The organism is Nonomuraea coxensis DSM 45129, assembly GCF_019397265.1.
Lineage (GTDB): Bacteria > Actinomycetota > Actinomycetes > Streptosporangiales > Streptosporangiaceae > Nonomuraea > Nonomuraea coxensis.
Genome location: NZ_CP068985.1, coordinates 8,599,323 through 8,624,273 on the forward strand (window position 1 = coordinate 8,599,323; position 24,951 = coordinate 8,624,273).

Consider the following 24,951-nt stretch of genomic DNA (forward strand, 5'->3'; position numbering starts at 1 on the left):
CAGCGCGGCAGGCCGCCCGTCGAAAGGACGAACCCCATGACGATCCAGCAACCCGACGGGCGCCGGCGCACCGGCCGGACGATGGCGTTGGGCGTCGTCCTCGCCACCGCCGTCATGACCGCCGGAGCCACCGGCCTGCCCGCGAGCGCGTCACCGCCCGCGGGCGGCGCGCCCGACCTCGGGCCCAACGTCACCGTCTTCGACCCGAGCATGCCGGTCGCCGACATCCAGGCCACCCTCGACGCCGCGCACGCCGCCCAGGTCGACGCCGAGATGGGCACCGCCAGGCACGCCTACCTCTTCAAGCCCGGCACGTACGGCACCGCCGAGCACCCCCTCCAGATCAAGGTCGGCTACTACACCGAGATCGCCGGCCTCGGCGCCTCCCCCACGGACGTCGTCATCAACGGCAAGGTCGAGGTCTACAACCGCTGCCTCGCCGACGGCGGCACCGCCAACTGCCTCGCCCTCGTCAACTTCTGGCGCACCCTCTCCAACCTGTCCGTCAACGTCAACGCCGCCGGCCAGGACGGCTGCCGGTCCTCGGCGGACTTCTGGGCCGTCTCCCAGGCGGTCTCCCTGCGCCGGCTCGACGTCACCGGCGGCACCCTGTCCCTGATGGACTACTGCACCGCCGGCCCCCAGTACGCGAGCGGCGGCTTCATCGCCGACTCCCGGCTGCCGGCCGTCACGAACGGCTCCCAGCAGCAGTGGCTGACCCGCGACAGCGAGATCGCCGGCTGGTCCAACGCGGTCTGGAACCAGGTCTTCTCGGGCGTCGTCGGCGCGCCGGAGGAGTCGGCGTTCCCCGACCCGCCGTACACGACGCTCGACACCACCCCGGTCAGCAGGGAGAAGCCGTTCCTCTACACGGACGCACGCGGCCGCTACCAGGTGCGCGTCCCGTCCGCCCGCAGGAACACCCGCGGCGTCTCGTGGGCGGACGGCCTGACGCCCGGCAGGACGATCCCGATCGGCGACTTCTTCGTGGCCCGGCCGTCGGACCCGGTGCAGGTCATCAACAGCCAGCTCGCCCGCGGCAAGCACCTGCTGCTCACGCCCGGCGTGTACGACATCCCGCGCGGCATCGAGATCAAGCGCCCGGACACCGTCGTGCTCGGCCTCGGGCACGCCACGCTCACCGCGATCAACGGCTCGACCCCCATCGAGGTCGCCGACGTCCCCGGCGTGATCGTGGCCGGCGTGACCATCGACGCGGGCGAGCGGAAGTCGCCCGTCCTGCTGCGGGTCGGCAAGCGGAACGGGCGGGGCCACAGCTCGCCGGGCAACCCGACGACGCTGTCCGACGTGTACTTCCGGGTCGGCGGCCCGCACGTCGGCCGCACGGACGTCGCGCTGGAGGTCAACAGCGACGACGTGCTGATCGACCACACGTGGGTGTGGCGCGCCGACCACGGCGTGGAGGGCCTGACCGACACCCAGCGCTGGAACACCAACCTCGGCCGCACCGGCGCGGTCGTCAACGGCGACCGGGTGACCGCGACCGGGCTGTTCGTCGAGCACTTCCAGCAGTACAACACGGTCTGGAACGGCGAGGCGGGCACCACGATCCTCTACCAGAACGAGCTGCCGTACGACCCGCCGGCGCAGGCCGACTGGATGAACGGCGACGTCGAGGGCTGGGCCGGCTACAAGGTCGGCGACCTGGTCCGGACGCACCGCCTGTACGGAGCCGGCGTCTACGTCTTCAACCAGAACAACCCGGACATCCACACCGAGAACGGCTTCGAGGTGCCGCGCACCCCGGGCGTCCGGCTGCACCACGTCATGACCGTCAACCTCAGCGCCGGCACGATCGACCACGTCGTCAACGGCGTGGGCGAGGCGGCCGACCCGTCCAGGACCGGCGCGCCGGTGTACGTCACGGACTATCCGGCCCCCTGATCCGTGAATCGTGCGGAAAACGCGGACGCCGCCCGGCAGCACAAGCGCCGGGCGGCGTTCCTCGGAGCAAAATATCCTCCCGCCGAGCACGGCATATGCGCTTTTATCGACTATTGAGCCGACGCCAGGAATTCGCGCCTCGCGAAAAAATCCTTCGGCCGGCCGGGGTCGTCATTAGCATTCTGCACGTGGCCGCCCACGACCGCGCCCACGCTCACTGAGCACGGCTCTCGCCCGCTCAGTCCCCCCGTCGAAGGAGTCTCTGTGACTCGGTACGCCATCGACCGCGCCCGGGGCGCGCTCATCGCTCAATGGAGCACCGGCATCGGCGAGACCGCCACCACCGTGGCCGACCTACCTTCCGCACTCCCCCACCACGAACTGCTGCGCCTGTCCGCCGGGCTCACCCAGCTCTCGCACGCCTGCTGGCGCTGCTACACCCATCCCGCCAGCGTCGCCGACCACTACGGGCCCGGCAGCCTCGGCCGGCAGCGGCAGCAGGAGCGCGACGCCTTCGGAACGGTCCACGACTTCGTCGTCGCCGCCGACCGCACCGCCTGGGCGCAGATCGACACCAGGGTCCAGGAGGCCGCCCACGCGGTCGGCCGCGTCCTCGCCTTCCTCGACCGGCCCGGCCTCACGACGCGGATCGCCGGCGAGGTCGCCGCCGAGCTCGCCGCCGTCGAACGCGCCGAGCTGGGCGACCTGTCGGAGCGGGCCGGGCAGGCCGTCGCCCTCAGCCGCGAGGACACCTCCCCGCTGCAGGTCGTCCAGGCCGACCGGCTGCTGCGCCGGCACCCGTTCGGCTGCGACGCGCTGTTCACCCGGCTCGACCCGACCGCGGCGGCCATCGCCGCCGCCCACTGGCTGCACGCCGCGGTCGTCGTCACCTCCCGGCTCACCCGCGCCCACCCGGCGCAGATCGTGGCCGCCGCCGACCAGCCGGTCAAGCCGCTCGCGTTCGAGAGCCTGACCGAGGTCCTCGGCGGGCTCGGGGCCGGCGTGCGCCCGCGACAGGTCGTCATGACCCTGGTCCGCAACGCCCTGCATGTCGGCGAGGGGCACCTGCTCGGCATCATCGAGGCCCGCCACCGCATCAACGCGGCCGAGCGCCTCATCGGCGAGGTCCACGCCGAGCATCCCGAGCTCGCCGTGGGCGCCGACACCGTGCACCTGCCCCTGACCCCGCTCGACCCCGGCCGTCCCGCCCCCGACCTGCTGGAGAACCTGCTGCACGGCATCCAGAGCTGCTGGGGGTTCTACGAGCGGCACGTCCGGGCCACCCAGCCAGGCGGCGGCCTGAGCGTGGAGGGCCCGCGCCGGCAGAAGCTGCGCCGCGCCTTCATCGTCGCGCTCCGGCAGGAGGCCGACAGCCGGCACGACCGGCTGCTCTGACCGTCCGCCGGGTCACTCGCCGGTGAGGCCGTCCACGGACTCGCGGATGAGGTCGGCGTGGCCGTTGTGGCGGGCGTACTCCTCGATCATGTGGCAGAGGATCCAGCGGAGTGACGGGGTGGTGCCATCGGCCCAGCTCCGCCGCGCGAGCCGGTCCGGGCCGCCATCGGCCAGGGCCTTCTCGGTCAGCTCGCGCGAACGGGCCACGGAGCCCTGCCACAGCGCGAGAAGCTGCTCCGGGGAGTCGCCGGCGGCCGAGTTCCAGTCCCAGTCGCGGTCGGCCGCCCAGTCCACGGTGTCCCACGGCGGCTGCGGGTCGTTGCCGTGCAGCGAGCGGGAGAACCAATGGTCCTCCACGTAGGACATGTGCTTGAGCAGCCCGCCGAGGGTCATCGACGAGACGCCGACCGTGGCCCGCAGGCCGGCCGCGTCCAGGCCCGAGCATTTCCAGGCGAGGGTGGCGCGCTGATAGTCGAGGTAGCCGAGGAGGGTCGCGGTCTCGCCGGCGGCGATGGGGGGCTCAGGACGGCCCTGTTCGTCGATCACGGTCATGACTGGCGAGTCTAGAAGGACCTCCAGCGGGCCGTGAGATGGCGCAGCCCGTCGCGGAGCGCCGGCCGCCAGCACGGCGTGTCGTGGCCGCCGGGGAACTCGCGCACCGTCAGCTCGTCCACGTGCGGCCGGGCCGCGCGGGCGAAGCGCTCGACGGCGCCGAGCAGGGTCAGCCTGCGGTCGCCGACGTCGGCCTCCAGAGTGCCGTAGCTCATCCACAGGCGTACCGGCCAGCGGTGGCGGTGCTCGCGGGCCAGGCGGGCCAGCAGGTCGAGCCCCGCCGGACGGGCGGCGCGCCCGCGCGGCTCCCACCAGAGCGAGCCGGACATCACCAGCGCCGCCCCGAACAGATCAGGACGCCGATGGGCCAGGCGGGCGGCGGCCAGCCCGCCGAGCCCGGCCCCCGCCACGATCGCCCGCGCCGGGTCGGCCGCGGCGTGGTGCCGGGCCCGCAGCCAGGACACGATCTCCGACACGAGCCCCGCGACGAGGCCGGGGTCGCCGGACAGCTCGTCCACCCGGCGCCGGCGCGACAGGTTGTGGACGTAGGCGACCAGGAACGCGGGCATCCGGCCGCGCGCGATGGCCTCGTCCAGCTCGCCGGCGAGCCAGGCGAACGCCTCGCCGTCGAAGACCACCACCAGCGGCAGGTCACGGGCCTCGCCCCGGCAGGGCGGGTGGTAGACGGTGACCGGGCGGGCCAGCGGGCCCGCCCCCGGGCGCTCGGTCACCAGGCGGCCGAGGCGCACCGGGCGGTGCCGCCAGTCCTGGCCGGGCGCGCCGGGCAGGGCCAGCGGCGTGACCCAGTCGCTGACGGTCGCGGGGATCGGCGCCTGCTGCCGGCCGAGCAGCCCGAGCACGTTCGGCACGCGGCGCGCCACGGCCGGGTCGGGAAAGGAACGTGACAACAGGGTCTCGATCAGCTCGTCGCGGGCGCCGGCCGACGCGGCCAGCCGGGCCCGGCGGACCAGGCCGAGCCTGGCGACCGGGTCGCGCTCGACGTAGCAGTAGGTGAGCGTGCTGTCGGACGGGAACCGGGCGCCGAAGGCCCACACCTGGCGGCCCCGGCCGTCTGCGCCGAGGCGGCGCATCCGCTGGGGAAGGGCCTGGCGGACGCCCTGGATCCAGAGCGACAGCGGGGCCCGGCCTCCGGCCGTCACGAAGGTCACCTCGGTGTGGCCGTCGGCGGCGGACTCCGTCAGCACCGGTCCGCGCGCCGCCAGGAGCTCGTCCAGGTGGGCGGGCGTGGGGCGGGCGGGCAACGCGGCGAGGACGGAGGTGGTGGCCGGGCCGTAGACGGCGTGCTGCGCGGGGCTGATGGTCGCCTCCCAACGTCGTGTCGACTAAGGCAAGGCTAAGTTAATACACCGCGGGGTGAGCGCGGTGCCGTCAAGGCGCTGTGCCGCTGCGACGGGGGGACGGTCCGGCCCCGGCCGCCGCGAGCGCCTGGTCGACGCGGTCGTACAGGTGGACGGCCCGCCAGGCGCCGGTGATCTCCATGATGCGGATCGGCCGCTCCTGGACGGCGGCGAGATGGACGGCCACGCCGTGCGCACGGGCCAGGGTCGCGGCGGCGAGCAGGACCGCCAGGCCCGAGCTGTCGAGGAACGACACTTCGCCGAGGTCGAAGACCAGATGCTCGTCCAGCCGCCGCCTCGCCCCGTCGACGAAGCTTTCCAGCTCGGCGGAGTTGGTGGCGTCGACCGGGCCGGACACGGTGATCAGGGTGACGCCCGGCAGGTGCCTGCAGGTCAGTTTCACTGGGGCTCCCGGGGTGGAGAGGCGTGCCTGAGGCGGGACAGCGCGTACGGACCGCTGCACACACTAACGCCAGAAGCCCAATGCCGGAAGGAGCCTTCACCCGACGATCCGCGGGCGGCTCACCTACGGCGGCGACCTGCCCGGAGTCCCGCGAACGCCGCCGTTCCCGCCCCGGCGGCCAGCAGGACGGCCACACCGAGCTGCCACGGGACGCCGGCCGGCGCGGCGGGGCCGCCCTGGGCCGGCGGCTGGAGCGCGGGGGCGTTGCCCTTCTTCGCGGCGGCCGTGAAGACGACGTCGGAGCAGGAGTAGTAGGTGTCCGGCGTGTCGGAGTTCTGCCAGATCGTATAGATCAGGTGGCGGCCGGTCCTGCCGGTGGGGAGCCGGCCCTTGAAGGCGTACGAACCGTCGGCGAGCCTCGGGTCGGTGACCGTGAGGAACGGCTTGCGTTCCAGCGACGACCAGCGCAGCGGCTCGGCCGGGTCGTAGCCGGGCTTGGTGACGTACAGGCGGAAGGTGCCCTTGTGCGGGATCGTGCCCCGGTAACGGAAGGTGAAGGCGGCTCCGGGGCGCAGCTTGGTGGCCGGCCAGTCCGTACGGGCGAGGTCCAGCCCACGGAAGCCCGGCAGGCCGCCGCTGCACAGCTTGCCGTCCGGGACGACCCGGCGGTCCCGGCCCGCGACGCCCGCCACCCTGAGGTTGTCCCACTCGCCGGGCACGGCCGAGCCCGCGACCTTGAGCGCGGCGCGGCAGGCGGCGTACGTGTCCGTCCCGCCGCAGGCGGCGGCCCTGCTGAGCGGGCTCTCCAGCGCACCGTGGGCGTCCGCCGGCCCGGCGATCATGCTGATTGACAGCAGCAGCCCAGCGGCCGCGCTCGTGATCCGGTGCCGCACCGTCCCGACCTCCCCGCTCGGCGTCCTCACCCGGAGGTACGGGAGGCGGGCGGCGGCGGTTCAGCGGCCCGGCCGCCGCCGGGAATCACCCCCGAGGGGGACCCCGCGTGCGGCGCTGGGCTGATGACCGCCCTCCTCCCGCTCCCTAGGCTGCGCTGCATGGCCGACACTTCCCGTGACCTCTCCACGACGACGTGGCCGGGGCCGATCGACTGGCTGCCGGCCGCCGTGATCGGCCTGCTCGCGCTCGCCGAGGAGCTGCGGGCCTCCGGCGGCGCGGTGCCGGAGCTCTGGGCGGCGGGCGCGGTGCCGGCCGCGGCTCTGGTGCTGGCGCGGCGGCGGTGGCCGGTCGCGGTGATGGCCGTGTTCACGGGGATCGGTCTGGGGGCGTACCTGCTGGCCGGCCGGCCGCCGCTGTCCTGGCAGTGGCACACGGCGCTGCTGCTGCTGTTCACCGTGCTCAGCCTGGCCCCGGCGGGCGGCCCACGGGGCGTCGCCGGGATCGGGATGACCGCGCTGTTCCTGTCGGGGCTGGTGCTCGCCGATCCGGCGGCGGTCGGGGAGCACCTGGTCGCGGGCGCGCTGGCCCTCGTCGCCGGGGTCGCCGGCGTGACGGTCCGCCGCCGGCGCGAGCACGGCGCCTCCGGCGAGCCGCCGCGGGCGACGGAGGCTCCCGAGGCGGCGGCGGTGGCGCGGGAGCGCGCCAGGATCGCCCGCGAACTGTACGACCTCGTCGCGCACGACGTCAGCGTCATGGTGCTCCAGGCCGGCGGCGTACGGCTGCTCCTGCCCCGCGAGCTGCGGCAGGAGCGCGAGGCGCTGGCCCTGATCGAGGAGACCGGGCGCGGCGCGGTGGAGGAGCTGCACCGCACGCTGGACCTGCTGCGCACCGCCCCCGACGGCGGCGGGACGACCCCGCAGCCCACCCTCGACCGGCTGGCCGAGCTGGTCACGCACCTGCGCTCGGCGGGCCTGGACGTGGCGCTGCGGATCGAGGGCACGCCCCGGCCCCTGCCCGCGGGCCTGGACCTGTCCGCGTACCGCATCGCGCAGGACGCGCTCGCGAACGTCCTCAAGCACGCCGGCCCTACGCATGCCCTGGTCCGGATCACGCACGGCGACGCCGAGCTGCGCCTGGAGATCACCGGCGAGGGGCCGCGCGCCGGCCGGCCCGAGCCGGCGCCGCCGCCGGGCGGTGACGGGCTGACCGGGATCAGGGAGCGGGTGGCGCTCTTCCGCGGCGCCATGGACGCGGGACCGCGCGAGGACGGCGGCTACCGGGTCCACGCGGTGCTGCCGCTCCCGCCCTCCGGCGTCCAGGCCGCCGCCGCCAGGCGCCCGTGACCGCCGGGACCTCGTGCGGCCGGGGGTCAGACGTCGCTGCGGCGGCGCTCGCGTTCCCCCGCCTCGGCCTGGCGCTGGGGCGGGACGGTGAGGTCGGCGCCGCGCGGGTGCGGGTAGGGGTCGTGGCCGTGCAGCCCGGCGGTCTGGATCACCCGGCTGATGTCGCTCGGCGTGAGCAGCCCGAGAAGCTGCCCGGACGGGCCGAGCACCACGGCGCGGCCGTCGGCGCAGCCGGTCATCCGGGGCAGCAGGCCGAGCAGCGGCTCGTCGGGGACCGCCTTGGGCACGTCGCCGGGCGGGCAGGCGATGTCGGCGAGCCGGGTGGTCTCCCGCGCCTGCGGCGGCACCTGCCGGAGCCGGTTGAGCGTCACCAGCCCGAGAAAGGTCCCGTCCTCGGCCACCAGCGGGTACGTCGACAGCCGCCGGCTCAGCACCAGCCGGTCGATGAGCCCGGCGACGGTCTCGTCCGGCGAGGCGGTGACGGGCCGCCCCGACATCACGTCGCCGACCCGGACCCCGTGGAGCGTCGCGCCGAGCTGGGCCTGCTGCTCCTCGGCGCTGGCCGCGTTCACCAGGAACAGGCCGATGAGGACGAGCCACAGCCCCTGGAAGCCCAGCCCCGTGACGACCTGGAGGAAGCCGAACGCGATGAGCACGTACCCGAAGACGCGGCCGGCGCGGGCGGCGGCGACGGCGGCGCGTACCCGGTCGCCCCAGCGGGACCAGAGCGCGGCCCGCAGCACCCGCCCGCCGTCCAGCGGCGCGGCCGGGATCAGGTTGAACACGGCGAGCAGCACGTTGACCGCGGCCAGATAGCCGAACATGCCGGCCACCAGCGACACGGCGCCGGTCACCAGCGCCAGCGCCACGAACACCACCGCGCACACGAAGCTGGTCAGCGGCCCCACGACCGCGATCCGCAGGTCCGCGCCCGGCGTGCGGGGCTCGCTGCGCAGCTCGGCCACCCCGCCGAGCAGCCACAGCGTGATCCGGGGCACCTCGATCCCGTTGCGCCGGGCCACGATGGCGTGCGCCAGCTCGTGCGCGAGCAGCGAGGCCAGGAACAGGACGGCGGCGGCCACCCCCGCCAGCACGTACGCCACCGTGGGGTATCCGGGAAAGGCGAGCGGGAACTGCCCGAACGACAGCCCGGCCACCAGGATCACCACGATCACCAGCACGCTGACGTTGAGCCCCACGACGACCCCGCCGATGCGGCCCAACCGGAAGGACGAACGCATCTGCCTGCTCCTCCACTCGGATGAGGGTCGGCTACCCGCCACCCACCGGAGAAACCTCAGGTCAGCGGGCGTTCCATCAGCGTGGTGTCCACCCAGCGGCCGAGCTTGAAGCCGACCTCGGTCAGCCGGCCGACCTCGGTGAAGCCGTGCCTGCGGTGCAGGGCGATCGAGCGGTCGTCGCCCGCGTCGGCGATGACGGCCACCATCCGGCGCAGCCCGGCCGCCGTCGCGCCGTCGATCACGGCGCCCAGCAGGGCGCCGCCGAGGCCGCGGCCGCCGAGGCCGGGAGCCAGGTAGACGCTGTCCTCGACGGTGTAGCGGTAGGCGGGCTTGGGCCGCCAGGGTCCCGCGTAGGCGTAGCCGGCGACCTCGCCGCCGACGTCGGCGACGAGGAAGGGGAAGCCGCGGGCGGTCAGGTCGGCGAGCCTGGCCCGCCAGTCCGCCACCGTGGGCGGGGTCTCCTCGAAGGTGATGACGGTGTTGGCGACGTAGTGGGCGTTGATCGCGGTCACGGCCGGCAGGTCGGCGGGGACGGCCGCGCGGATGACGGCATCCGATGACGTCACGGGCGACCGCCTCTCTCTCCGGGATGAAGATCCTTCGGCATCATAGGGGAAAGCGGGCGATCCACCGGCGCTGCCAGGGGGTCTCGACCGCGCGGGGATGATGGTGCTCGCGGGTCCAGGCGAGCGCGGCGGCCGGGTCGAGGCCGGACAGCACCGCCAGGCAGGCGATCACCGTGCCGGTGCGCCCGACGCCGCCTCCGCAGGCCACCTCGACCGCCTGGCCCGCCCGCGCCCGCTCGCGCAGCTCACCGATGCGGCGCACGGCGAGGTCCCGGTCGCGCGGCAGCAGGAAGTCGGGCCATACGATCCACTCGTGCGGCCAGGTCAGCGTCTCCTCGTGGCGGCGGCGGAGCCGGTCGGAGCCGAGGTAGAGCCCGAAGTCGGGGACCGGCCCGGGCGGGAGCGGGCGGCGCAGGCCGCGGCCCCGTACGTGGAGGCCGTCCGGCAGCCGGATCGCGCCTTCGAGCGCCGCCATCAGATCGCGTTCCTCAGGCGGGCGCGGTGGCCCGCGACGTTGACCCGGTTGCCGCACCGGTCGGGCATGCAGTACGCCCGCCGCCCCGCCCTGCTGACGTCCACGAACACGCCCCGGCAGCCGGGGGCGGCGCACGGGCGGAAGCGGGAGTGGCCGAGCGCGCGCACCGCGCCGAGCAGGCCGATGCCGATCACGGCGGCCAGCTCGGCGGCCGGCGGGGCGCCGGGCGCGGTGGGCACGTGCCACTGCCAGGCGCCGGCGGCGTCGCGCCGCAGGACCGGGGAGCGGCCCGCGCGCCCGGCCAGCACCATGGCTCCGGCGACGGCCTGCTCCTCGGTCTCGGTCTCGATGACGCCGCGGGTCTCGCGGCGCAGCAGGAGCACCTCGCGGAGGTCGGCGTCGTCCGTCGGCGGGGCGTCGAGGACGAGGCCGTGCCTGGCCAGGAGGTCCGTCAGCGCGGCCGGGCAGGGCAAGGCGTCCCCGGCCGCGCCCCGCACCGTAGGCGAGGTGCTGACCAGGTCGTTCGCCACCGCCACTCCGGTGGCGTAGTCGGCTATCCGGATGTCCACGGGCCCCTCTTCTGTAACCGTTGCAGATCGACTATAACCCTTACAGCGGCAGGGCGGGCCGCGCGGCCGTCCGCCGGGGTAAGAATTCGAGCGCCGCATCTTCTAAGACGGGCGGCACGCGGATATCGTGCGGTAAAGGCGAACCACGCCTTGTCCATGTTCCCTGAGAATTCGCGCTCGAATTCCGATCGGTGGGCATCGCATGCTGGATCTCACGTTCGCCGTGCAGAAACTGCCGGGCGTGTGCGTGATCTCCGTCGCAGGGGAGATCGACTCCGCCACGGCTCGCGCGTTCGACCTCTACATCCAGCGCCAGCGGCGCGCGCCGGGCGAACACGTGGTCGTCGATCTCAGTGAGGTCACCTTCCTCGCCAGCGCGGGGCTGCGGGTGCTGCTCAACACCCATGCCTTCGCCCGTCAGCACGGCGGCGTGCTGCATCTGGCCGCGCCGCATCCCAAGATCGCCGGGCTCATGGAGCTGACCCAGGCGAACACCGTTCTGCACGTGCACGAGACGGTGGAGCAGGCCGTGATCGCCGCTCTGCAGCAGGCCAACGCGCCGGAGAAAACTCTCACCCAGGCTTAATCACGAAATAGGCGGAATTTAGGCTCGGGTGCGGCCCTGTCGCCCCCTACTCGGGAGCCGGATCACGTGATCCCTCCCCAGCGCGAGGAGGCTTGTGGCCGGCTTTCCCGACCTGTTACACCGTGCGCTTTTCGTGTCCTTCGCCCTGCTCGGCCGCCGCAGCCAGAAGGCGGTCCTGCGCCGCTACTTCGACTGGTGGCACCGCCGCCCCGACCCCTGGAACCTGACCGGCGACGCCTACGAGCAGCACAAGTACCGCACCACCCTGGCCCTGCTGCCCGCCGCGCGCCCGAGCCGCGTCCTGGAGGCCGGCTGCGCCGAAGGGGTCTTCACCGAACTGCTGGCCGAGGCGTGCCCGGACGCCGGGATCACCGGCATCGACATCTCCGGGAAGGCGCTGGAGCGGGCCCGGCGGCGTGCCGAGCGGTTCGCCGGGCGGGTCCGCTTCGTCCACGCCGACCTGCTCGACGGCTCCCACCGGCTCAGGCCCGGCTTCGACCTGGTGGTCTGCGCGGAGACCCTCTACTACGTGGGCGGCGGCGAGCGGCTGCGCGCCGCCTCGCGCCGGCTGGTCGCGCTGCTGGCCCCCGGCGGCCATCTGGTCCTCGTGCACCCGTGGCCGGAGGCGCGGCGGCTGCACCGCTTCGCCGACGCCGCGCCGGAGCTGGCCAAGGTCGGCGAACACGTCGAGCTGGACTGCGCGCGTCCGTTCTCGGTCGCGCTCTACCGGGCGCCGCGGCCCCGACCGGCCGGAAATCTCAACATTTTCTCGCCCGCTCCCCGGAGGCCCGGCCAGCAGTGATAAGGCCGGCGTCAGGGCGCGGCCACCGGCCCGATCTTTCCCTTAACCAGCTCTTACCGGCCATGGATCAGTCTGGTGTCATCGGGACGCTAGGAGATCACATGGACGCGAACGACCCCCGCGAGCAGGCCGCCGGCGGCTGGACCCAGTTCGGTGACACGCCGCCCTCCGTGGGCGGGTTCCCCAGGAAGGAGCCCGTGGGCCCGGCGCTGCCGCCGCCCCCTCCGCCGCCGCGGCGGCCGGGGTTCGCGCTCAGCCGCAAGGCGGTCGCGGGGCTCGCGCTGGCGGCCATGACCGCGCTCGGGGTGTCGGCGCTCGGCGGCGGGGCCGTGGGGGCGTACCTGGCGGGGGCGGACCGCCCGGCCGCGACCGCGACGGCGAGCGCGCCGAGCCCGGCCTTCCGCACCGTGGCCGACCAGCTCACGGTGGCCGAGGTGGCGGCGAAGGTGCAGCCGTCGGTGGTGATGATCCAGGGCCAGAGCGCCGAGGGCTCAGGCGTGGTGCTGTCGGAGGACGGGCTGATCCTCACCAACAACCACGTCGTGGACGGGCAGGGCGGCGCACTGACCGTCAAGTTCAACGACGGCAGGACGGCCAAGGCCAAGACGGTCGGCACCGACCCGGCGACGGACCTCGCGGTCATCCGGGCCGAGGGCGTGTCGGGCCTGGCCAAGGCCACGCTCGGGGACAGCGACCAGCTCAAGGTGGGCGACGACGTGCTCGCCGTCGGCAGCCCGCTCGGCCTGGACGGCACGGTGACCGCCGGCATCGTCAGCGCGCTCGACCGCACGGTGACCGCCGGTGACGGCGGCGGCGGGCAGCAGTTCCCCTGGGGGCAACAGCAGCAGCAGCAGAGCCGGACGACCACGCTCGGCGGCATGATCCAGACCGACGCCGCGATCAACCCCGGCAACTCCGGCGGCGCCCTGGTCAACGCGGCCGGCGAGCTGATCGGCATCAACAGCGCGGTCTCCTCGCAGGGCGTCAACCTCGGCTTCGCCATCCCGGTGAACACCGCCAAGCAGGTGTCCGAGCAGCTCATCAGCAAGGGCAAGGTGAGCCACGCCTTCCTCGGCGTGAGCGTCACCGACGCCACCGGCGACGTGCCCGGCGCGCTCATCCGCCAGGTGACCGAGGGCAGCCCGGCGGCCAAGGCGGGGCTCAAGCAGGGCGACCTCATCACGAAGATCGGCGACACGCCGGTGGACGGCGGCGACACGGTCGTGGGGCAGGTCCGCGGGTTCACCGTGGGACAGCAGGTGCGGATCACGTACCTGCGCGACGGCAAGGAGAACGTCGTCACCGCGACGATGCAGGAGCAGAAGCAGTAGGGGGCCGGGCCGCCGCGCGGGCGGCCCGCGAGGTGGTCTGCTGCGCGCTGACCGGGATCTTGCCGCAGGGGAAGATCGGAATGCCTCTCCAGGCCGGGATCTCGTGCCCGCCCACCTCCGCGCCGCCCGGCACGAGGCCGCGCCTGTTGCACTCGCGGAAGAAGGCGGCGATCGCCTTGGGATGGGCCAGCAGCACGCGGGTCTTGCGGCGCATGCTGATGAGGTCGTCCAGGTCGTCGGGCGTGGGCGGGCCTGACCAGGTGGACAGGCGCTGGTCGTAGTCGGCGTTGTGGAGCAGGCCGAACTCGCGGTTGTTGAGCAGCTCCCACTCCTGGCGCTCGCGGACCTCGTGGACCGTGAGCCTGAGCTGTTCCTCAAGCTGGTTCATCGGGTGGTTGTAGAGGTCGGCCACGCGGGTGTGGACGCGGAGGACGGTCTGCGACACGCTCAGCTCGTACTCGCGCGGCCGGAGGTCGTAGTCGACGAACGTGCCGCCGATGACGGGCTCGCCGACGTGGCCGGCGGCGATCTCGACGGCCGCCTCGCCGCGCCGGTTGACGGGCCTGCGGAGGCCGGCGAGGTAGCGGTCGAGGTGGGCGCGCAGGCCGGGGGCGCGGGCGAGGACGCGCTGGAAGTCGGCCCACGGCGAGACCAGGATCGTGCCGGCGGTGGCCGCCCTGACCGTGCAGGACCAGCGGGGGTCGTCCTGGCCGAGGGCCTCGTCGCCGAACTGGTCGCCGTCGGTGAGGACGCCGAGGGCCTCGGTGGCGCCGTATTTGCCGACGGCCTGCTTCTCCAGGCGGCCGTGGGCGACGATGCAGGTCTCGGTGACCGGCGTGCCCGCCGCCACGATCACCTCGCCCGGGGCGACCTCGCGCGGCCTGAACGTGGCGGCGATGGCCGTCAGCACGTCGAGGTCGTCGTAGCCGCGCAGCGCCCGCAGCTCGGCCAGCGTCTCGGGGATGACCCGGACGTCGTCGGCCCCCTCCCGCACCACGCTCACCCGCCCGCGCCCCACCCGGTGGGTGAGGCGCCGGTTGACCCGGTAGGTGCCGCCGCGCACGTCGACCCAGGGCAGCATGCGCAGCAGCCACCGGGACGTGATCGCCTGCATCTGGGGGCGGGTCTTGGTGGTCGTGGCCAGGGTGCGCGCGGCCCTGGTGTCCAGGCTCAGCCGCTGTTCGGTGGGGTCCGTGGGCATCATCCCTCGCAATCGCCGGCTCCTCGTCACCGAACGTATTCATCCGAACACGCTGGGCAGAGTCTCCCGGCGGACAGGTGATGGTTACCCCGGCCGCTTTCCTTCGGCGCTGGACGGGCGTCAGGGCGGCCGCGGCGCCGCCCTGCCCCCGCCCTCCTCAGACGATCGTCCCCGCCGGCCCCATGAGCATCTCGACGCCGGCGCCGGCGAAGTTCGCCAGGTCGGCCGCGGTCGCCTGGCCCTCCTCGCTGGCCATCGCCGCGTTGAAGGCGGCCTCGTCGTCGAAGGTCAGGACCGCGACGAGATGGTACGGAGGCCGCTCCCCCGCCGGCCGCAGCGCCGTGTACGACCGCAGCCCCGGCAGCCGCGCGGCGAGCGGGGCGTGCGTGCCGTCGTAGTGCTTGTCGAAGTCCTCGGCGCTCTCGGGGTGGTTGTAGAGCGCGATGAACTGGAATGCCATGGTCCGTCTCCCTGGTCGTGGGTGCTTCGATCAAACCCCGGCAGGGGGCCGCGGCACCAGACGTCAGGCGCCGAGATCGCGGACGATGTTGTCCAGCCGGTGCGCCAGGTTGTCGAGCACCTGGTCGGTCAGCTCCTCGCCGGGCATCCTGGCCAGCAGTTCGTCACGGCGGGCGATCACCAGCCCCCGGTGCGCCTCGTCCACCTCGGCGTCGGGCAGCACCACGCACTCGCCGCGTACGTAGACGAGCGTCGCGTCGTCCCGGTCGGACTCCAGCAGCGCGCGCACGCACTCCCTGTCGATGAGCTGGGTGCTCGCGGCGCCCCGTCGCTCGTTCCTCATGGTCATGTCTCCTTCTCGCTCCGGGCTCAGCCGAACGTGGGCGGCCCGCCGTCCGAGCGCGCCCGGCGCACGCCGGTGTCGCTCACCTTCCCGGTCGCGGACTCGGCCTCGGGGGGCGGCGGCTCGCGCAGCACGGGCGCGAAGAACTCGTCGTCAGGGTCGCCTGCGGGTCTGTTCACGGGGGTTCACCTCGGGTTCTGTTCCAGGGCGTGCAGGAAGGGCGCGACGACCGCGTTCAGCTCGGTCACCAGCGCCTCCAGCGACGCCTGGGCGTCGTCCAGATTGGGCAGGCCCGCGGCGCGGGCGTGGGTGGGCGTGGGCAGCCGGTCGGGCGAGAGCGGGGTCCGCAGTTCCAGCGTGGTCAGCGCGGTCGGCCGCTCGTACGGCGGCGGCGCGTACGCGCCGGCGTCACCGTCCGGGCGGTGCCAGGTCTGCCAGCCGGCGGGCAGCGGCACCGGCGAGGGCACGGCGAGCTCGACCACGGCGAGCGGCCCGCGTGCCTCCTCGGGGTGGTGGCAGGTCGCGTCGAGCACGCGCGGATGGCAGCGCACGTAGGGCTCGTCCGTGACGGGACGCATGGCGGCCTCCCACGCGCCGAGCGCGAAGCGCAGCGGGTCGAGGGTGACGCCGGCCGCGCCCTGCTCCCCGTCGGCCGCCGCGAAGAGCTGCCGCCACCTGCGCAACTGCTCGCCGTAGCGGGTCTGCGCGCCCTCGTGCGCCGCGTCGATCCAGAACGCCTGGGTCCCGGCCATGGCCGCCCCCGCCCCGGTCAGCCCTTGATCGCGATGCGGCGCGAGCGGCCCTGCTCGGTCTTGGGGACGTGCACCGTCAGCACGCCGTCGTGGAGCTCGCAGCCGACCTTGTCGAGGTCGGCGTCGGACGGCAGGATCGTGCGGTAGACGAACGCGCCGGTGCGCCGCTTCAGCCTGTGGCCCCGCTCCTCCTCGGTGATCTCGCCCGAGACGCGGAGCTCGTTGCCGTCCACCTCGACGTTGATCTCGTCCCGCTGCAGCCCGGGGAGCTCCGCGCGCACCAGGTACTCCTCCACCGTCTCCTCGGTCTCGGCGACCGGCCGCCAGGCGGCGGTCTCGGCCTCGACGCCCTGCTCGAACAGCCGGCCCATCTGGTCCCAGAGCTGCTGGAACTCCGTGAAGGGGTCCCACGAGCGGGCCGGCATGCCCGCGCCGCCGCTCCACTGCGCGGGCACTCCGTGGCGCCTGGCGGGAATCGCCATCGCTTTCACCTCCGTATCGGCTGGAACGTGATCGTCCCTGCTCATGTGGCTCATGGCGTCCCTACCCGGCGTTCATCAGCAAACTCGGCGAACCGCCGTTTCCTGACACTCCGGTGAACCGCGCTTGGGCGGGCGCACGCGCGCCGCCACCACCCCTCCCACCTGGTTCGATTACTGTGAGTGATCACGTAGGGAGGGGATCACCATGGCACAGGAACCGAGGATCGACGTCGAGAGCAAGGCCAGGACCGTCGAGAGCGGCCTGGCCCCGGAACAGATCGAGCGCATCGCGAGCACGCTCGGCGACCCGGGGGTCTGGTTCGCCACCCCGCCGGTGCGCGAGGGCGAGGCGGCCGAGCCCGACCTCGTGTGGGAACTGGTCGCGGACAAGCCGCACCGGGGCCACGTGGCGACCGGCCGGGCCCACGTCCACCTGGCCGAGGGGCGGACGGCGCCGGTCCGGCCGCTGATCTTCGCCGACGGCTTCAACTACGGGCCGAGCGACCTGGCGAGCATGTGGCGGCACTTCAACGCGCCGTACGAGCCGGGCGTGCCCGGGCTGCTCGACCAGCTCCTGGAGATGGGGCTCGACGTCGTCCTGCTGGGCTTCGACCAGCGGCAGGCGTACGTGCAGGCGAACGCGGCCGTCGCGGTGACCTGCCTGCTGCGCGTGCTGGAGACGCGGCGGGGCGACACGCCGCTGATCGTGGGCGGCGTCGGCGCCGGCGGCATGATCACCCGGTACGCGCTGGCCCGCATGGAGAGCGAGGGCGTGGACCACCAGACCGACAAGTACGTCTCGTACGACACCCCGCACCTCGGGGCGTGGATCCCGCTGGTGCTGCAGCAGCTCGCCTACCTGCACGAGACGATCCAGCCGCGTCCCGACGGGGCCGGGCAGGCCGAGCTGATCCGCAGCCCGGCGGCGCAGCAGCTCCTGTGGGGATGGCTGCCGGGCACGGGCTACTCGGGCCGGGTCACCGACTCCAGCCCGCTGCGCAAGGAGCTGCTGGAGGACCTGCGCCGGGTCGGCTGGTTCCCGATGCGGCCGTACAAGCTGGGTCTGGCCAACGGCGGCGGCGACGGGCGCGGGCCGGACCTGCGTCCTGGCACGCCGGCGCTGGACCTGGGCGAGGGCCCGCTGCGGCTGGTGGCGCGGATCCAGCCGGACCTGGGCGAGCTGCGCAACGTCGGCGCGATCGGCTTCGGCGAGCCGGTGTGGACGAGCGCGACCTCGCACGTGCCGGCGTTCGACGGGGCGCCGGGCGGCACCCTGGACGCGTTCGGCCGGGTCGCGGACGCGATGGGGCTGCCGGTCGAGGACCGCTTCCGCGGCACCTGCTTCGTGCCGTCGGTGAGCGCGGTCGCGCTCGCGCGGGATCCGCTGACCTGGCCGTCGGAGCTCTACACCGACCTGCGTGAGCTGCCGAAGGACGGGACGTTCCTCGACGCGCACTGCTGCGACCTCGGCAACAGTCCGCACGGCGCGGTGACGAGGACGCTGGCGGAGTGGCTCGTGGAGCAGCTCGCGGGCTGGTGAGGAGGGACGAGGGGCGCCGTACCCCGCGCCCCTCCGGCGCCCCTCCTGCGGCTCAGCGGCTGCCGCGGTGCAGCACCACGAGCTGGTCGCGGGTGGCGTTCTTGTCGCGGAAGGCGAGGGCGGCGGGAGCCTCGGCGCTGAGGTGGCCGGGCAGTCGCTCGTCGGCGCTCCAGCTCGCGCCGTCGAAGGAGGCCCACCAGAGGCTCTGGTCGGCCGCGCCGCGGTGCACGACGTAGAGCCGGTCCTTGTAGACGGTCAGGGCCGGGCCCTCGGCCGAGAAGTGGTCGGGCAGCCGCTCGTCGCGGCTCCAGGAGGAGCCGTCCCAGCGGGTCCACCAGAGCCCGGTGTCCTCGCCCGCGCCGCGGTGCACGCAGTAGAGGTGGCCGCGGAAGACGGCGAGCGCCGGGTTGGACCGGCTGGCGTGGTCGGGGAAGCGGTTGTCCTCGCTCCACCTGCTGCCGTCCCAGATCGTCCACCAGAGGCGGTCGTCGTGCGCGCCGCGGTGCACGCACCACAGCTTGCCGTCGTAGGCGGCGAGGGTCGGGCTGCTCACGGAGAAGTGGTCGGGCAGCTTGGCGTCCGGGCTCCACGTGGAGCCGTCCCAGCGGGTCCACCACAGGGCGGTGTCCTGGCCGGCGCCGCGGTGCACGCAGTAGAGCGCGCCGTCGTACACGGCGAGCGCGGGGGCGTTCGCGCTGAAGTGCTTGGGGAAGCGCTGGTCCTCGCTCCAGCCCTGATCGGCGTCGTAGACGGCCCACCACAGGGCGGCGTCGCCGTCGCTGCCCCGGTGGGCGACGTAGAGCCGGTCCCGGTACTCGGCGAGCGCCGCGCCGGAGGCGGTGAAGTGGTCGACGAAGCGCTGGTCCTCGCTCCAGCCCTCGCCGGGCTCGTGGACCGTCCACCACAGACGGGCGTCGCCGGCCGGCGTCGTGGCCGTGCGGACGGGGACGAGCGAGGCGGGCGCGGTCCACGGCGAGACCAGGCGGGCGCCGTACGGACCGGCGACCGAGCTGATCCAGCGGGCCTTGTTCCTGGCCGACCACTCGACGATCGGCGTGAGCCAGCCGCCGAGCACCGCGCCCGCGGTCTCCCCGATGAGGGGCGCCAGCTCGGCGGCGCGGGAGGCGGCGGCCTCGTTGAGGTTGATCTCGAAGCCCCACCAGCGGGCCACGGGCCACACCTCGGCGCCGGCGGCGCGCAGCTCGCCCTGGAGGCGGCGTACGCGCTCCTGGTCCCGGGCGTCCAGCTCGCCGATGCGGCGCTCGCTCTCGCGCCTGGCCGCCAGCCAGTCGGCCTCGGCGGCGGCGCGGTCGGCGAGGTCGTCGTCCCGCAGCAGCTCGGTCTCGACCGCGAGGCCCGCCGCGGCGGCGGCGAAGGGGTCGTCCTGCGCCTGGAACAGCGACGCCTCGGCGTCGAAGTCGAGTTCTGAGGTGTTGGCCCTGTTCTCGTCCATATCCAGCCCCCTGGGATGTGTGAATGCGTACACGCATGAACCTGACACATAGTAACTGTACGTGTTCGCACCATTACGGAGGGGTTGGGCCGGATGTAGCGGCCGGGTGATGGCGCGGGGCGGTCAGCTCATGGCCAGCGCGTGGCGGAGGGCGCCTTCCGGGTTCTCGCCGCGCCAGGCCACGTGCTGGTCGGGGCGGACCAGGGTCAGGGGTTCGCCGGGGAGCGGCACGAGTTCCAGGGGGACGCCGAGGTCGCGGGCCTCCGCCTCCAGGATCTTGACGCCGGGCGCGTCCGGGTCGCCGAGGACGGCGAAGCCGCGGCCGAGACGGTCGTAGAGGGAGACCCCGGGGGCGAGCCAGCGGTGCGGGAGGCGTTCGCCGGCGCCGTCGGCGACGATCGGCGAGCCCGTGTAGACGTAGCCGAGCACCAGGTCGAGGCTGTGGAACTCGCTGTGCTTGGTGCGGAGCACGGCCTCGGCCACCGCCGGGCGCACCTTCTCGAACTCGGCCTCGTCGCCCATCAGCGCCGGGTCGGCCAGCTCGGGGGCGAGGGTGGCCATGTTCGCGGCGGCGGCCTCGATGGTGTCGGCGGCGATCGGGCGGCGCTCGGCCTCGTACGTGCCCAGCAACGCGGCCGGCGCCCAGCCGTTCAGCACGGCGGCGAGCTTCCAGCCGATGTTGACCGCGTCGCCGATGCCGGTGTTGAAGCCGTGGCCGCCGTAGGGCGGGTTCTGGTGGGCGGCGTCGCCGGCCAGGAACACGCGGGCGCTCGCGTAGCGGTCGGCCAGCAGCATGCGGGCGGTCCACGGGTCGGTCGCCAGGATCTCGACCTCCAGGTCGTCGTCGCCGGCCAGGTTGCGGACGAGCCGCACCGGGTCGGCGTCCTCGGCCCGTACGCCCTGGGCGATGCACCACCAGGTGTCCTTCAGGTCGAGGCGGCCGGTCAGGCCGGGCTGGGCGGGGTTCAGCACCCAGTAGTGGACGGCGGGGCCGTGCGGGACGCGCTCGGCGAGGCCGGGGGCGCGGAAGACGATGTTGAAGTTGGGGCGGGCGTCCTGGCGGCCCTCGTAGCGGGCGCCGATGGCGGCCCTGGTGACGCTGCGCGGTCCGTCGCAGCCGACCACGTACGCGGCCCGGACCTCGCGCTCCTCGCCCTCGCCCGACACGATCCGCACGGTGACGCCGTCGCCGTCCTCCGTCAGCCCGGCCACCTGCCAGCCGGTGAGCAGCGCGTCCCCGGCCGCCTCCCGCAGGATCTCCTCGACCAGCGGCTGGGGCGCCTGCTGCCCCGGCTCTGCGGCGAGGTCGGAGCCGGCCAGGTCGAGGCCGAAGCAGCCGCCGATCCTGGCGATCTCGCGGCCGAGCAGGCTGTTGACGAACACCGCCTGGTCCGACCAGGACACCGCGAGCGGGGCGCGGGCGCGCAACGTCTCGGCGAGGCCCCAGCGGCGCAGCAGCTCCATCGTGCGGGCGGAGGTCGTCTTGGCGCGGGGGCGCAGCCACGACACCGTCTCGCGCGGCTCCACCACCAGGCTCCGCACCCCGTGGTGCGCCAGCTCCACGGCGGTCGCCAGGCCGACGGGCCCGCCTCCGGCGACCAGTACGGGCACCTCGTCCGGCACACCCGCCTTGTTCATCACTGTCGTCCCCAATCGTCCGCGGCAGTTACGGGCATGCTCCTGGCGTCCCGTCTCCGCCGTCAAGGCGCCCGCGAGGGGCCCAGGATCGCGGAAAGGTGATCAAGCGCGGTACGAACCCATAACTGATTGAAGATCACACTAGAGGCGCCTCTCCCGCGTTGTTACGGTTTACGCCACACCAACGACGATCATTCAGGGGTTCCCATGTCCGAGTCCTCGGTGATGCCGCTGCACATGCGGCGCGCGCAGTTCGACCCCGCGCCGGACCTCGCAGCGGCGCGCGAGGAGTCGGGCGTCACCCGGGTCAAGACCGCGTTCGGGGCCGACGCCTGGCTGGTGAGCCGGTACGCCTACGTCCGCGAGGTCCTGGGCGACGCCGAGCGGTTCCCGATCGCCCGGCAGACCATCGCGCGGCTGCCCGGAGCCCCCGAGATGACCCCCGAACAGCTCGCCAAGATCAACGCGGGCAACCTGCTCGGCCAGGACCCGCCCGAGCACACCCGGCTGCGGCGCATGCTGACCCCCGAGTTCACGCTGCGGCGCATGCGGCGCATGGAGCCCAGGGTCAAGGCCATCATCGACGAGCACCTGGACGCCATGGAGGCCGCCGGGCCGCCCGCGGACCTGGTGCCGTCGTTCGCGCTGCCGATCCCGTCGCTCGTGATCTGCGAGCTGCTCGGCGTCCCGTACGAGGACCGCGCCGGGTTCCAGGAGCGCACCAGCCGGATGCTCGACGTCACGGTGCCCGCCGAGGAGCGGGTGGCGCTGCAGTTCCAGGGGCGGGCGTACATGGAGGACCTGGTCGGCCGCATCCAGGCCGACCCCGGCGAGGACCTGCTCGGCATGCTGGTCCGCGAGCACGGCGACGACCTCACCAAGGACGAGCTGATCGGCATCGGCAGCCTGCTGCTGTTCGCCGGGCACGAGACGACCTCCAACATGCTCTCGCTCGGCACGCTGGCGCTGCTCCGCCACCCGGAACAGCTCGACCTGCTGCGCAAGGAGCCCGAGCGGATCGAGGCGGCGGTGGAGGAGCTGCTGCGCTGGCTCAGCATCGTGCACTCGGGCACCACCAAGGTCGCCACCGCCGAGACCCGGCTCGGCGACGCCGTCATCGCGCCCGGCGACCTGGTGATCTGCTCCCTGCCCACGGCCAACCGCGACTCCGGGGCGGTGCCGGACGCCGACCGGTTCGACCTGACGCGCGGCGCTCCCGGCCACCTCGCGTTCGGGCACGGCATCCACCACTGCCTGGGTGCGCCGCTCGCCAGGATGGAGCTGAAGATGGCCTTCCCCGCGCTGTTCCAGCGCTTCCCGGGGCTCCGGGTGGCCGACGGCGCCGAGCCGCAGTTCCGCTCGTTCAGCGTCGTGTACGGGCTGTCCTCGCTGCCGGTCGCCTGGTAGCGCCGTTGGTTACGCTGCACTCATGCGTGTAGTGGTGATCGGCGCGAGCGGGCACATCGGCACTTATCTCGTCCCCCGGCTGGTGGACGCGGGCCACGACGTCGTGGCGGTGAGCAGGGGCAAGCGGGAGCCCTACACCCCGCACGGGGCCTGGCGGCGGGTCACCGCCGTCACCGCCGACCGGGACGCGGAGGACGCGGCGGGCACCTTCGGGCGGCGGATCGCCGACCTGGAGGGCGACGCCGTCATCGACCTCATCTGCTTCCAGGAGGCGAGCGCCCGCCACCTGGCCGAGGCGCTGACCGGGCGGGTCCGGCACTTCCTGCACTGCGGGACCATCTGGACACACGGCCCCAGCGCGCGGGTGCCGACGACCGAGGACCGGCCGAAACGGCCGCTCGGCGAGTACGGCAGGCAGAAGGCCGCGATCGAGGCGTACCTGCTGGACCGGGCGCACCGCGACGGGTTCCCCGCGACGATCGTCCATCCCGGGCACATCACCGGTCCCGGATGGGTGCCGGTCAACCCGGCGGGCAACGTCAACCCGGCCGTCTTCCAGGCCCTGGCCGACGGGGAGGAGCTGGCGCTGCCGAACTTCGGCATGGAGACCGTGCAGCACGTGCACGCCGACGACGTGGCCAGGCTGTTCATGGACGCGCTGGCCACGCCGTCCGCGTCGGTCGGCGAGAGCTTCCACTCGGTGGCGGAGGGCGCGCTCACACTGCGCGGCTACGCCGAGGCGGTGGCCGGGTGGTTCGGGCAGGAGGCGCGGCTGACGTACCTCCCGTGGGAGCGGTGGCGGGCCACGGTGTCCGAGGAGGACGCGGCGGTCACCTACGACCACATCATGTACAGCCCGCACTGCGGCATGGCGAAGGCGGCGCGGCTGCTCGGCCACCGGCCCCGCCACGAGGCGCTGGAGGCGATCGAGGAGGCCGTCGGCTGGCTGGTCCGCGCCGGGACGATCGCCGCCTGAGCGCGTCCGGTCAGCCGGTCAGCGGCCCGAACACCTTCCGCGTGTCGATGACCTTCCCGAACAGCTCCCACCGCTGCCCCTTGAACGTCATGAGCTGCATCGACTCGATCGGGAAGGCGTCACCCTGCCCGGTGCTGAGCGTCACGCCGGGCAGCAGCATGTCGATCGGCACGTTGCGCAGGTCGCGCACCGAGTCCCGCAGCCCTTCCCTGGTGGGGCACTTGGCCGCGTCCATCGCCTTGTGGAAGCTGTTGGCGACGGCCCAGCCGAAGGTCAGGTACGGGATGTTCGGGTCGGCCCCGGGCGCGTACTGCTTGACCTTCTGCTTGTAGAGCGTCATCTCGGCATCGGTCGCCCAGGTCGGGTCGTTCGGGTCCTTGTAGTACGAGCTGGACACGACGCCCTGCACGTTGTCGAAGCCGACCGGCTTCAGCACGGTGATCGACGCGGCGACGTTGTTGAGGATGTGCAGCGGGTTCCAGCCGGTGTTCCTGACGTCGGCGGCCAGCGCCTGTGAGCCGAACTTCGGCGTGGTGATGTTGAGGAAGACGTCGGCCTTCGAGCCGGCCAGGTTGCGCATCTGGGGGTCGATGCTCGGGTCGGTGACCTCGTAGCTCTGCTCGGCGACGATCGTGAGCTGGGTGCCCTCGATGGCCCGCTTGAAGCCGTTGAGGAGGTCCTTGCCGAAGTCGTCGTTCTGGAAGAGCACGGCGATCTTGGCCGACGGCTGCTCCGCCTTCAGGTACTGCGCGTAGACGCGGGCCTCGGAGACGTAGTTCGGCTGCCAGCCGATGGTCCACGGGTGCGCGCCGTCGGTGCCCCACTTGGACGCGCCGGTCGCGACGAAGACCTGCGGCACCTTGCGCTGGTTGGCGTAGTCCCAGGTGGCGGTGGTCGAGGGGGTGCCGAGCGTCTGGAACAGGGCGAAGACCTGGTCCTGCTCCACCAGCCTGCGGGCCTCCTCGACGGCCTTCGGCGGCTGGTAGCCGTCGTCGCGCACGATGAACTCCACCGTGCGCCCGCCGATCCCGCCCTTCTCGGCGTTGACGTAGTCGAAGTACGCCTTGATGCCCTTGGGGATGTCCCCGTAGGCGGAGGCCGGGCCGGACAGCGGGTAGATGCCGCCCAGCTTGATGCTCTTGTCGGTGATGCCGGTCGTCTGCTGGCCCTGGCACTGGCCGGACGCGGCCGTCCCGGAGTCGCCGCCGCTCTCGCGGCCCCCGCAGGCGCCGACGGCGACCAGGAGCAGCGCCGTGCAGCCGATCGCAGATACACGCATC

Annotated in this window: 26 protein-coding genes; 9 read left to right on the forward strand and 17 right to left on the reverse strand. The window is 73.6% G+C overall.

The window, feature by feature from the left end; translation table 11 throughout:
- Window positions 1–36: 36 nt before the first annotated feature.
- On the forward strand, window positions 37–1,905 hold the full coding sequence (locus Nocox_RS40310) for a hypothetical protein (protein WP_020543236.1): 1,869 nt from the start codon (window positions 37–39) through the stop codon (window positions 1,903–1,905).
- A 264-nt stretch (window positions 1,906–2,169) separates the two neighbouring features.
- The gene (locus Nocox_RS40315; RefSeq protein WP_020543237.1) at window positions 2,170–3,300 is read left to right on the forward strand and encodes a hypothetical protein; all 1,131 of its coding nucleotides are present in this window, start codon (window positions 2,170–2,172) and stop codon (window positions 3,298–3,300) included.
- Between the two features lie 12 nt (window positions 3,301–3,312).
- Here the strand turns inward: Nocox_RS40315 and Nocox_RS40320 are convergent, their stop codons facing one another.
- The 4 genes from Nocox_RS40320 to Nocox_RS40335 form a co-directional block, all read right to left on the reverse strand.
- Complete coding sequence (locus tag Nocox_RS40320) at window positions 3,313–3,852, reverse strand: DinB family protein (RefSeq protein WP_020543238.1); 540 nt, start codon at window positions 3,850–3,852, stop codon at window positions 3,313–3,315.
- 11 nt (window positions 3,853–3,863) lie between these two features.
- Window positions 3,864–5,114 (reverse strand): alpha/beta hydrolase, encoded by a 1,251-nt coding sequence (locus tag Nocox_RS40325; RefSeq protein ID WP_020543239.1) that lies wholly within the window; start codon window positions 5,112–5,114, stop codon window positions 3,864–3,866.
- 127 nt (window positions 5,115–5,241) lie between these two features.
- Window positions 5,242–5,613, reverse strand: a complete 372-nt coding sequence (locus tag Nocox_RS40330; RefSeq protein ID WP_020543240.1) for an STAS domain-containing protein — start codon at window positions 5,611–5,613, stop codon at window positions 5,242–5,244.
- 119 nt (window positions 5,614–5,732) lie between these two features.
- On the reverse strand, window positions 5,733–6,506 hold the full coding sequence (locus Nocox_RS40335) for a lytic polysaccharide monooxygenase auxiliary activity family 9 protein (protein ID WP_020543241.1): 774 nt from the start codon (window positions 6,504–6,506) through the stop codon (window positions 5,733–5,735).
- A 159-nt stretch (window positions 6,507–6,665) separates the two neighbouring features.
- On the opposite strand from Nocox_RS40335, the gene Nocox_RS40340 reads away from it, so the two are divergent.
- Window positions 6,666–7,850, forward strand: a complete 1,185-nt coding sequence (locus Nocox_RS40340; protein ID WP_020543242.1) for a sensor histidine kinase — start codon at window positions 6,666–6,668, stop codon at window positions 7,848–7,850.
- 26 nt (window positions 7,851–7,876) lie between these two features.
- Here Nocox_RS40340 and Nocox_RS40345 read toward each other — a convergent pair whose 3' ends face one another.
- Genes Nocox_RS40345 through Nocox_RS40360 form a run of 4 tightly spaced genes read right to left on the reverse strand, consistent with a single transcriptional unit; the run spans window position 7,877 to window position 10,701 of the window.
- A complete protein-coding gene (locus Nocox_RS40345) occupies window positions 7,877–9,091 on the reverse strand; it encodes a site-2 protease family protein (protein ID WP_020543243.1) in 1,215 nt (404 codons plus the stop codon).
- A gap of 56 nt (window positions 9,092–9,147) precedes the next feature.
- On the reverse strand, window positions 9,148–9,657 hold the full coding sequence (locus Nocox_RS40350; RefSeq protein WP_020543244.1) for a GNAT family N-acetyltransferase: 510 nt from the start codon (window positions 9,655–9,657) through the stop codon (window positions 9,148–9,150).
- A 40-nt stretch (window positions 9,658–9,697) separates the two neighbouring features.
- On the reverse strand, window positions 9,698–10,132 hold the full coding sequence (locus Nocox_RS40355; RefSeq protein WP_020543245.1) for a phosphatase domain-containing protein: 435 nt from the start codon (window positions 10,130–10,132) through the stop codon (window positions 9,698–9,700).
- The gene (locus Nocox_RS40360) at window positions 10,132–10,701 is read right to left on the reverse strand and encodes a CGNR zinc finger domain-containing protein (RefSeq protein WP_020543246.1); all 570 of its coding nucleotides are present in this window, start codon (window positions 10,699–10,701) and stop codon (window positions 10,132–10,134) included. The genes Nocox_RS40355 and Nocox_RS40360 overlap by 1 nt, the downstream gene beginning before the upstream one ends.
- Window positions 10,702–10,903: 202 nt before the next feature.
- Here Nocox_RS40360 and Nocox_RS40365 point away from each other — a divergent pair, with 202 nt between their 5' ends.
- The 3 genes from Nocox_RS40365 to Nocox_RS40375 all read left to right on the forward strand — a co-directional run bounded on the left by Nocox_RS40365 (window position 10,904) and on the right by Nocox_RS40375 (window position 13,420).
- Window positions 10,904–11,287, forward strand: a complete 384-nt coding sequence (locus Nocox_RS40365) for an STAS domain-containing protein (protein WP_020543247.1) — start codon at window positions 10,904–10,906, stop codon at window positions 11,285–11,287.
- A 133-nt stretch (window positions 11,288–11,420) separates the two neighbouring features.
- Window positions 11,421–12,089 carry a class I SAM-dependent methyltransferase gene (locus tag Nocox_RS40370; RefSeq protein ID WP_157383051.1) on the forward strand — a complete coding sequence of 223 codons (669 nt, stop codon included), beginning with the start codon at window positions 11,421–11,423 and terminating at the stop codon, window positions 12,087–12,089.
- A gap of 101 nt (window positions 12,090–12,190) precedes the next feature.
- Entirely contained in the window at window positions 12,191–13,420 is a 1,230-nt protein-coding gene (locus Nocox_RS40375) for a S1C family serine protease (protein WP_020543249.1), read from the forward strand.
- On the opposite strand, the gene Nocox_RS40380 is transcribed toward Nocox_RS40375, so the two are convergent.
- From Nocox_RS40380 to Nocox_RS40405, 6 genes are all read right to left on the reverse strand, one after another.
- Window positions 13,389–14,624 (reverse strand): family 2B encapsulin nanocompartment shell protein, encoded by a 1,236-nt coding sequence (locus Nocox_RS40380; protein ID WP_020543250.1) that lies wholly within the window; start codon window positions 14,622–14,624, stop codon window positions 13,389–13,391. The two genes, Nocox_RS40375 and Nocox_RS40380, sit on opposite strands and share 32 nt — an antisense overlap.
- Before the next feature lie 154 nt (window positions 14,625–14,778).
- A complete protein-coding gene (locus Nocox_RS40385; RefSeq protein WP_020543251.1) occupies window positions 14,779–15,081 on the reverse strand; it encodes an EthD family reductase in 303 nt (100 codons plus the stop codon).
- 63 nt (window positions 15,082–15,144) lie between these two features.
- Window positions 15,145–15,423 (reverse strand): hypothetical protein, encoded by a 279-nt coding sequence (locus Nocox_RS40390; protein WP_157383052.1) that lies wholly within the window; start codon window positions 15,421–15,423, stop codon window positions 15,145–15,147.
- A gap of 26 nt (window positions 15,424–15,449) precedes the next feature.
- Complete coding sequence (locus Nocox_RS40395) at window positions 15,450–15,602, reverse strand: hypothetical protein (RefSeq protein WP_020543253.1); 153 nt, start codon at window positions 15,600–15,602, stop codon at window positions 15,450–15,452.
- A 6-nt stretch (window positions 15,603–15,608) separates the two neighbouring features.
- Window positions 15,609–16,175 carry a hypothetical protein gene (locus tag Nocox_RS40400; RefSeq protein ID WP_020543254.1) on the reverse strand — a complete coding sequence of 189 codons (567 nt, stop codon included), beginning with the start codon at window positions 16,173–16,175 and terminating at the stop codon, window positions 15,609–15,611.
- A 17-nt stretch (window positions 16,176–16,192) separates the two neighbouring features.
- On the reverse strand, window positions 16,193–16,657 hold the full coding sequence (locus Nocox_RS40405) for an Hsp20/alpha crystallin family protein (RefSeq protein WP_026214348.1): 465 nt from the start codon (window positions 16,655–16,657) through the stop codon (window positions 16,193–16,195).
- A gap of 205 nt (window positions 16,658–16,862) precedes the next feature.
- Between Nocox_RS40405 and Nocox_RS40410 the strand changes: the two genes are divergently transcribed.
- On the forward strand, window positions 16,863–18,197 hold the full coding sequence (locus Nocox_RS40410) for a hypothetical protein (protein ID WP_020543256.1): 1,335 nt from the start codon (window positions 16,863–16,865) through the stop codon (window positions 18,195–18,197).
- A gap of 52 nt (window positions 18,198–18,249) precedes the next feature.
- Here Nocox_RS40410 and Nocox_RS40415 read toward each other — a convergent pair whose 3' ends face one another.
- Window positions 18,250–19,650: a PLL family lectin gene (locus tag Nocox_RS40415; protein WP_020543257.1), complete on the reverse strand. Its 1,401-nt coding sequence runs from the start codon at window positions 19,648–19,650 to the stop codon at window positions 18,250–18,252.
- 123 nt (window positions 19,651–19,773) lie between these two features.
- Entirely contained in the window at window positions 19,774–21,288 is a 1,515-nt protein-coding gene (locus Nocox_RS40420; protein ID WP_033409038.1) for an FAD-dependent monooxygenase, read from the reverse strand.
- Between the two features lie 207 nt (window positions 21,289–21,495).
- Between Nocox_RS40420 and Nocox_RS40425 the strand changes: the two genes are divergently transcribed.
- Window positions 21,496–22,695, forward strand: coding sequence for a cytochrome P450 (locus tag Nocox_RS40425; protein WP_020543259.1), 1,200 nt, complete (start codon window positions 21,496–21,498; stop codon window positions 22,693–22,695).
- Window positions 22,696–22,717: 22 nt separating this feature from the next.
- Window positions 22,718–23,671, forward strand: coding sequence for an NAD-dependent epimerase/dehydratase family protein (locus Nocox_RS40430; protein WP_026214349.1), 954 nt, complete (start codon window positions 22,718–22,720; stop codon window positions 23,669–23,671).
- Window positions 23,672–23,681: 10 nt separating this feature from the next.
- Here Nocox_RS40430 and Nocox_RS40435 read toward each other — a convergent pair whose 3' ends face one another.
- Window positions 23,682–24,950 (reverse strand): ABC transporter substrate-binding protein, encoded by a 1,269-nt coding sequence (locus Nocox_RS40435; RefSeq protein ID WP_020543261.1) that lies wholly within the window; start codon window positions 24,948–24,950, stop codon window positions 23,682–23,684.
- Window position 24,951 lies beyond the last annotated feature (1 nt).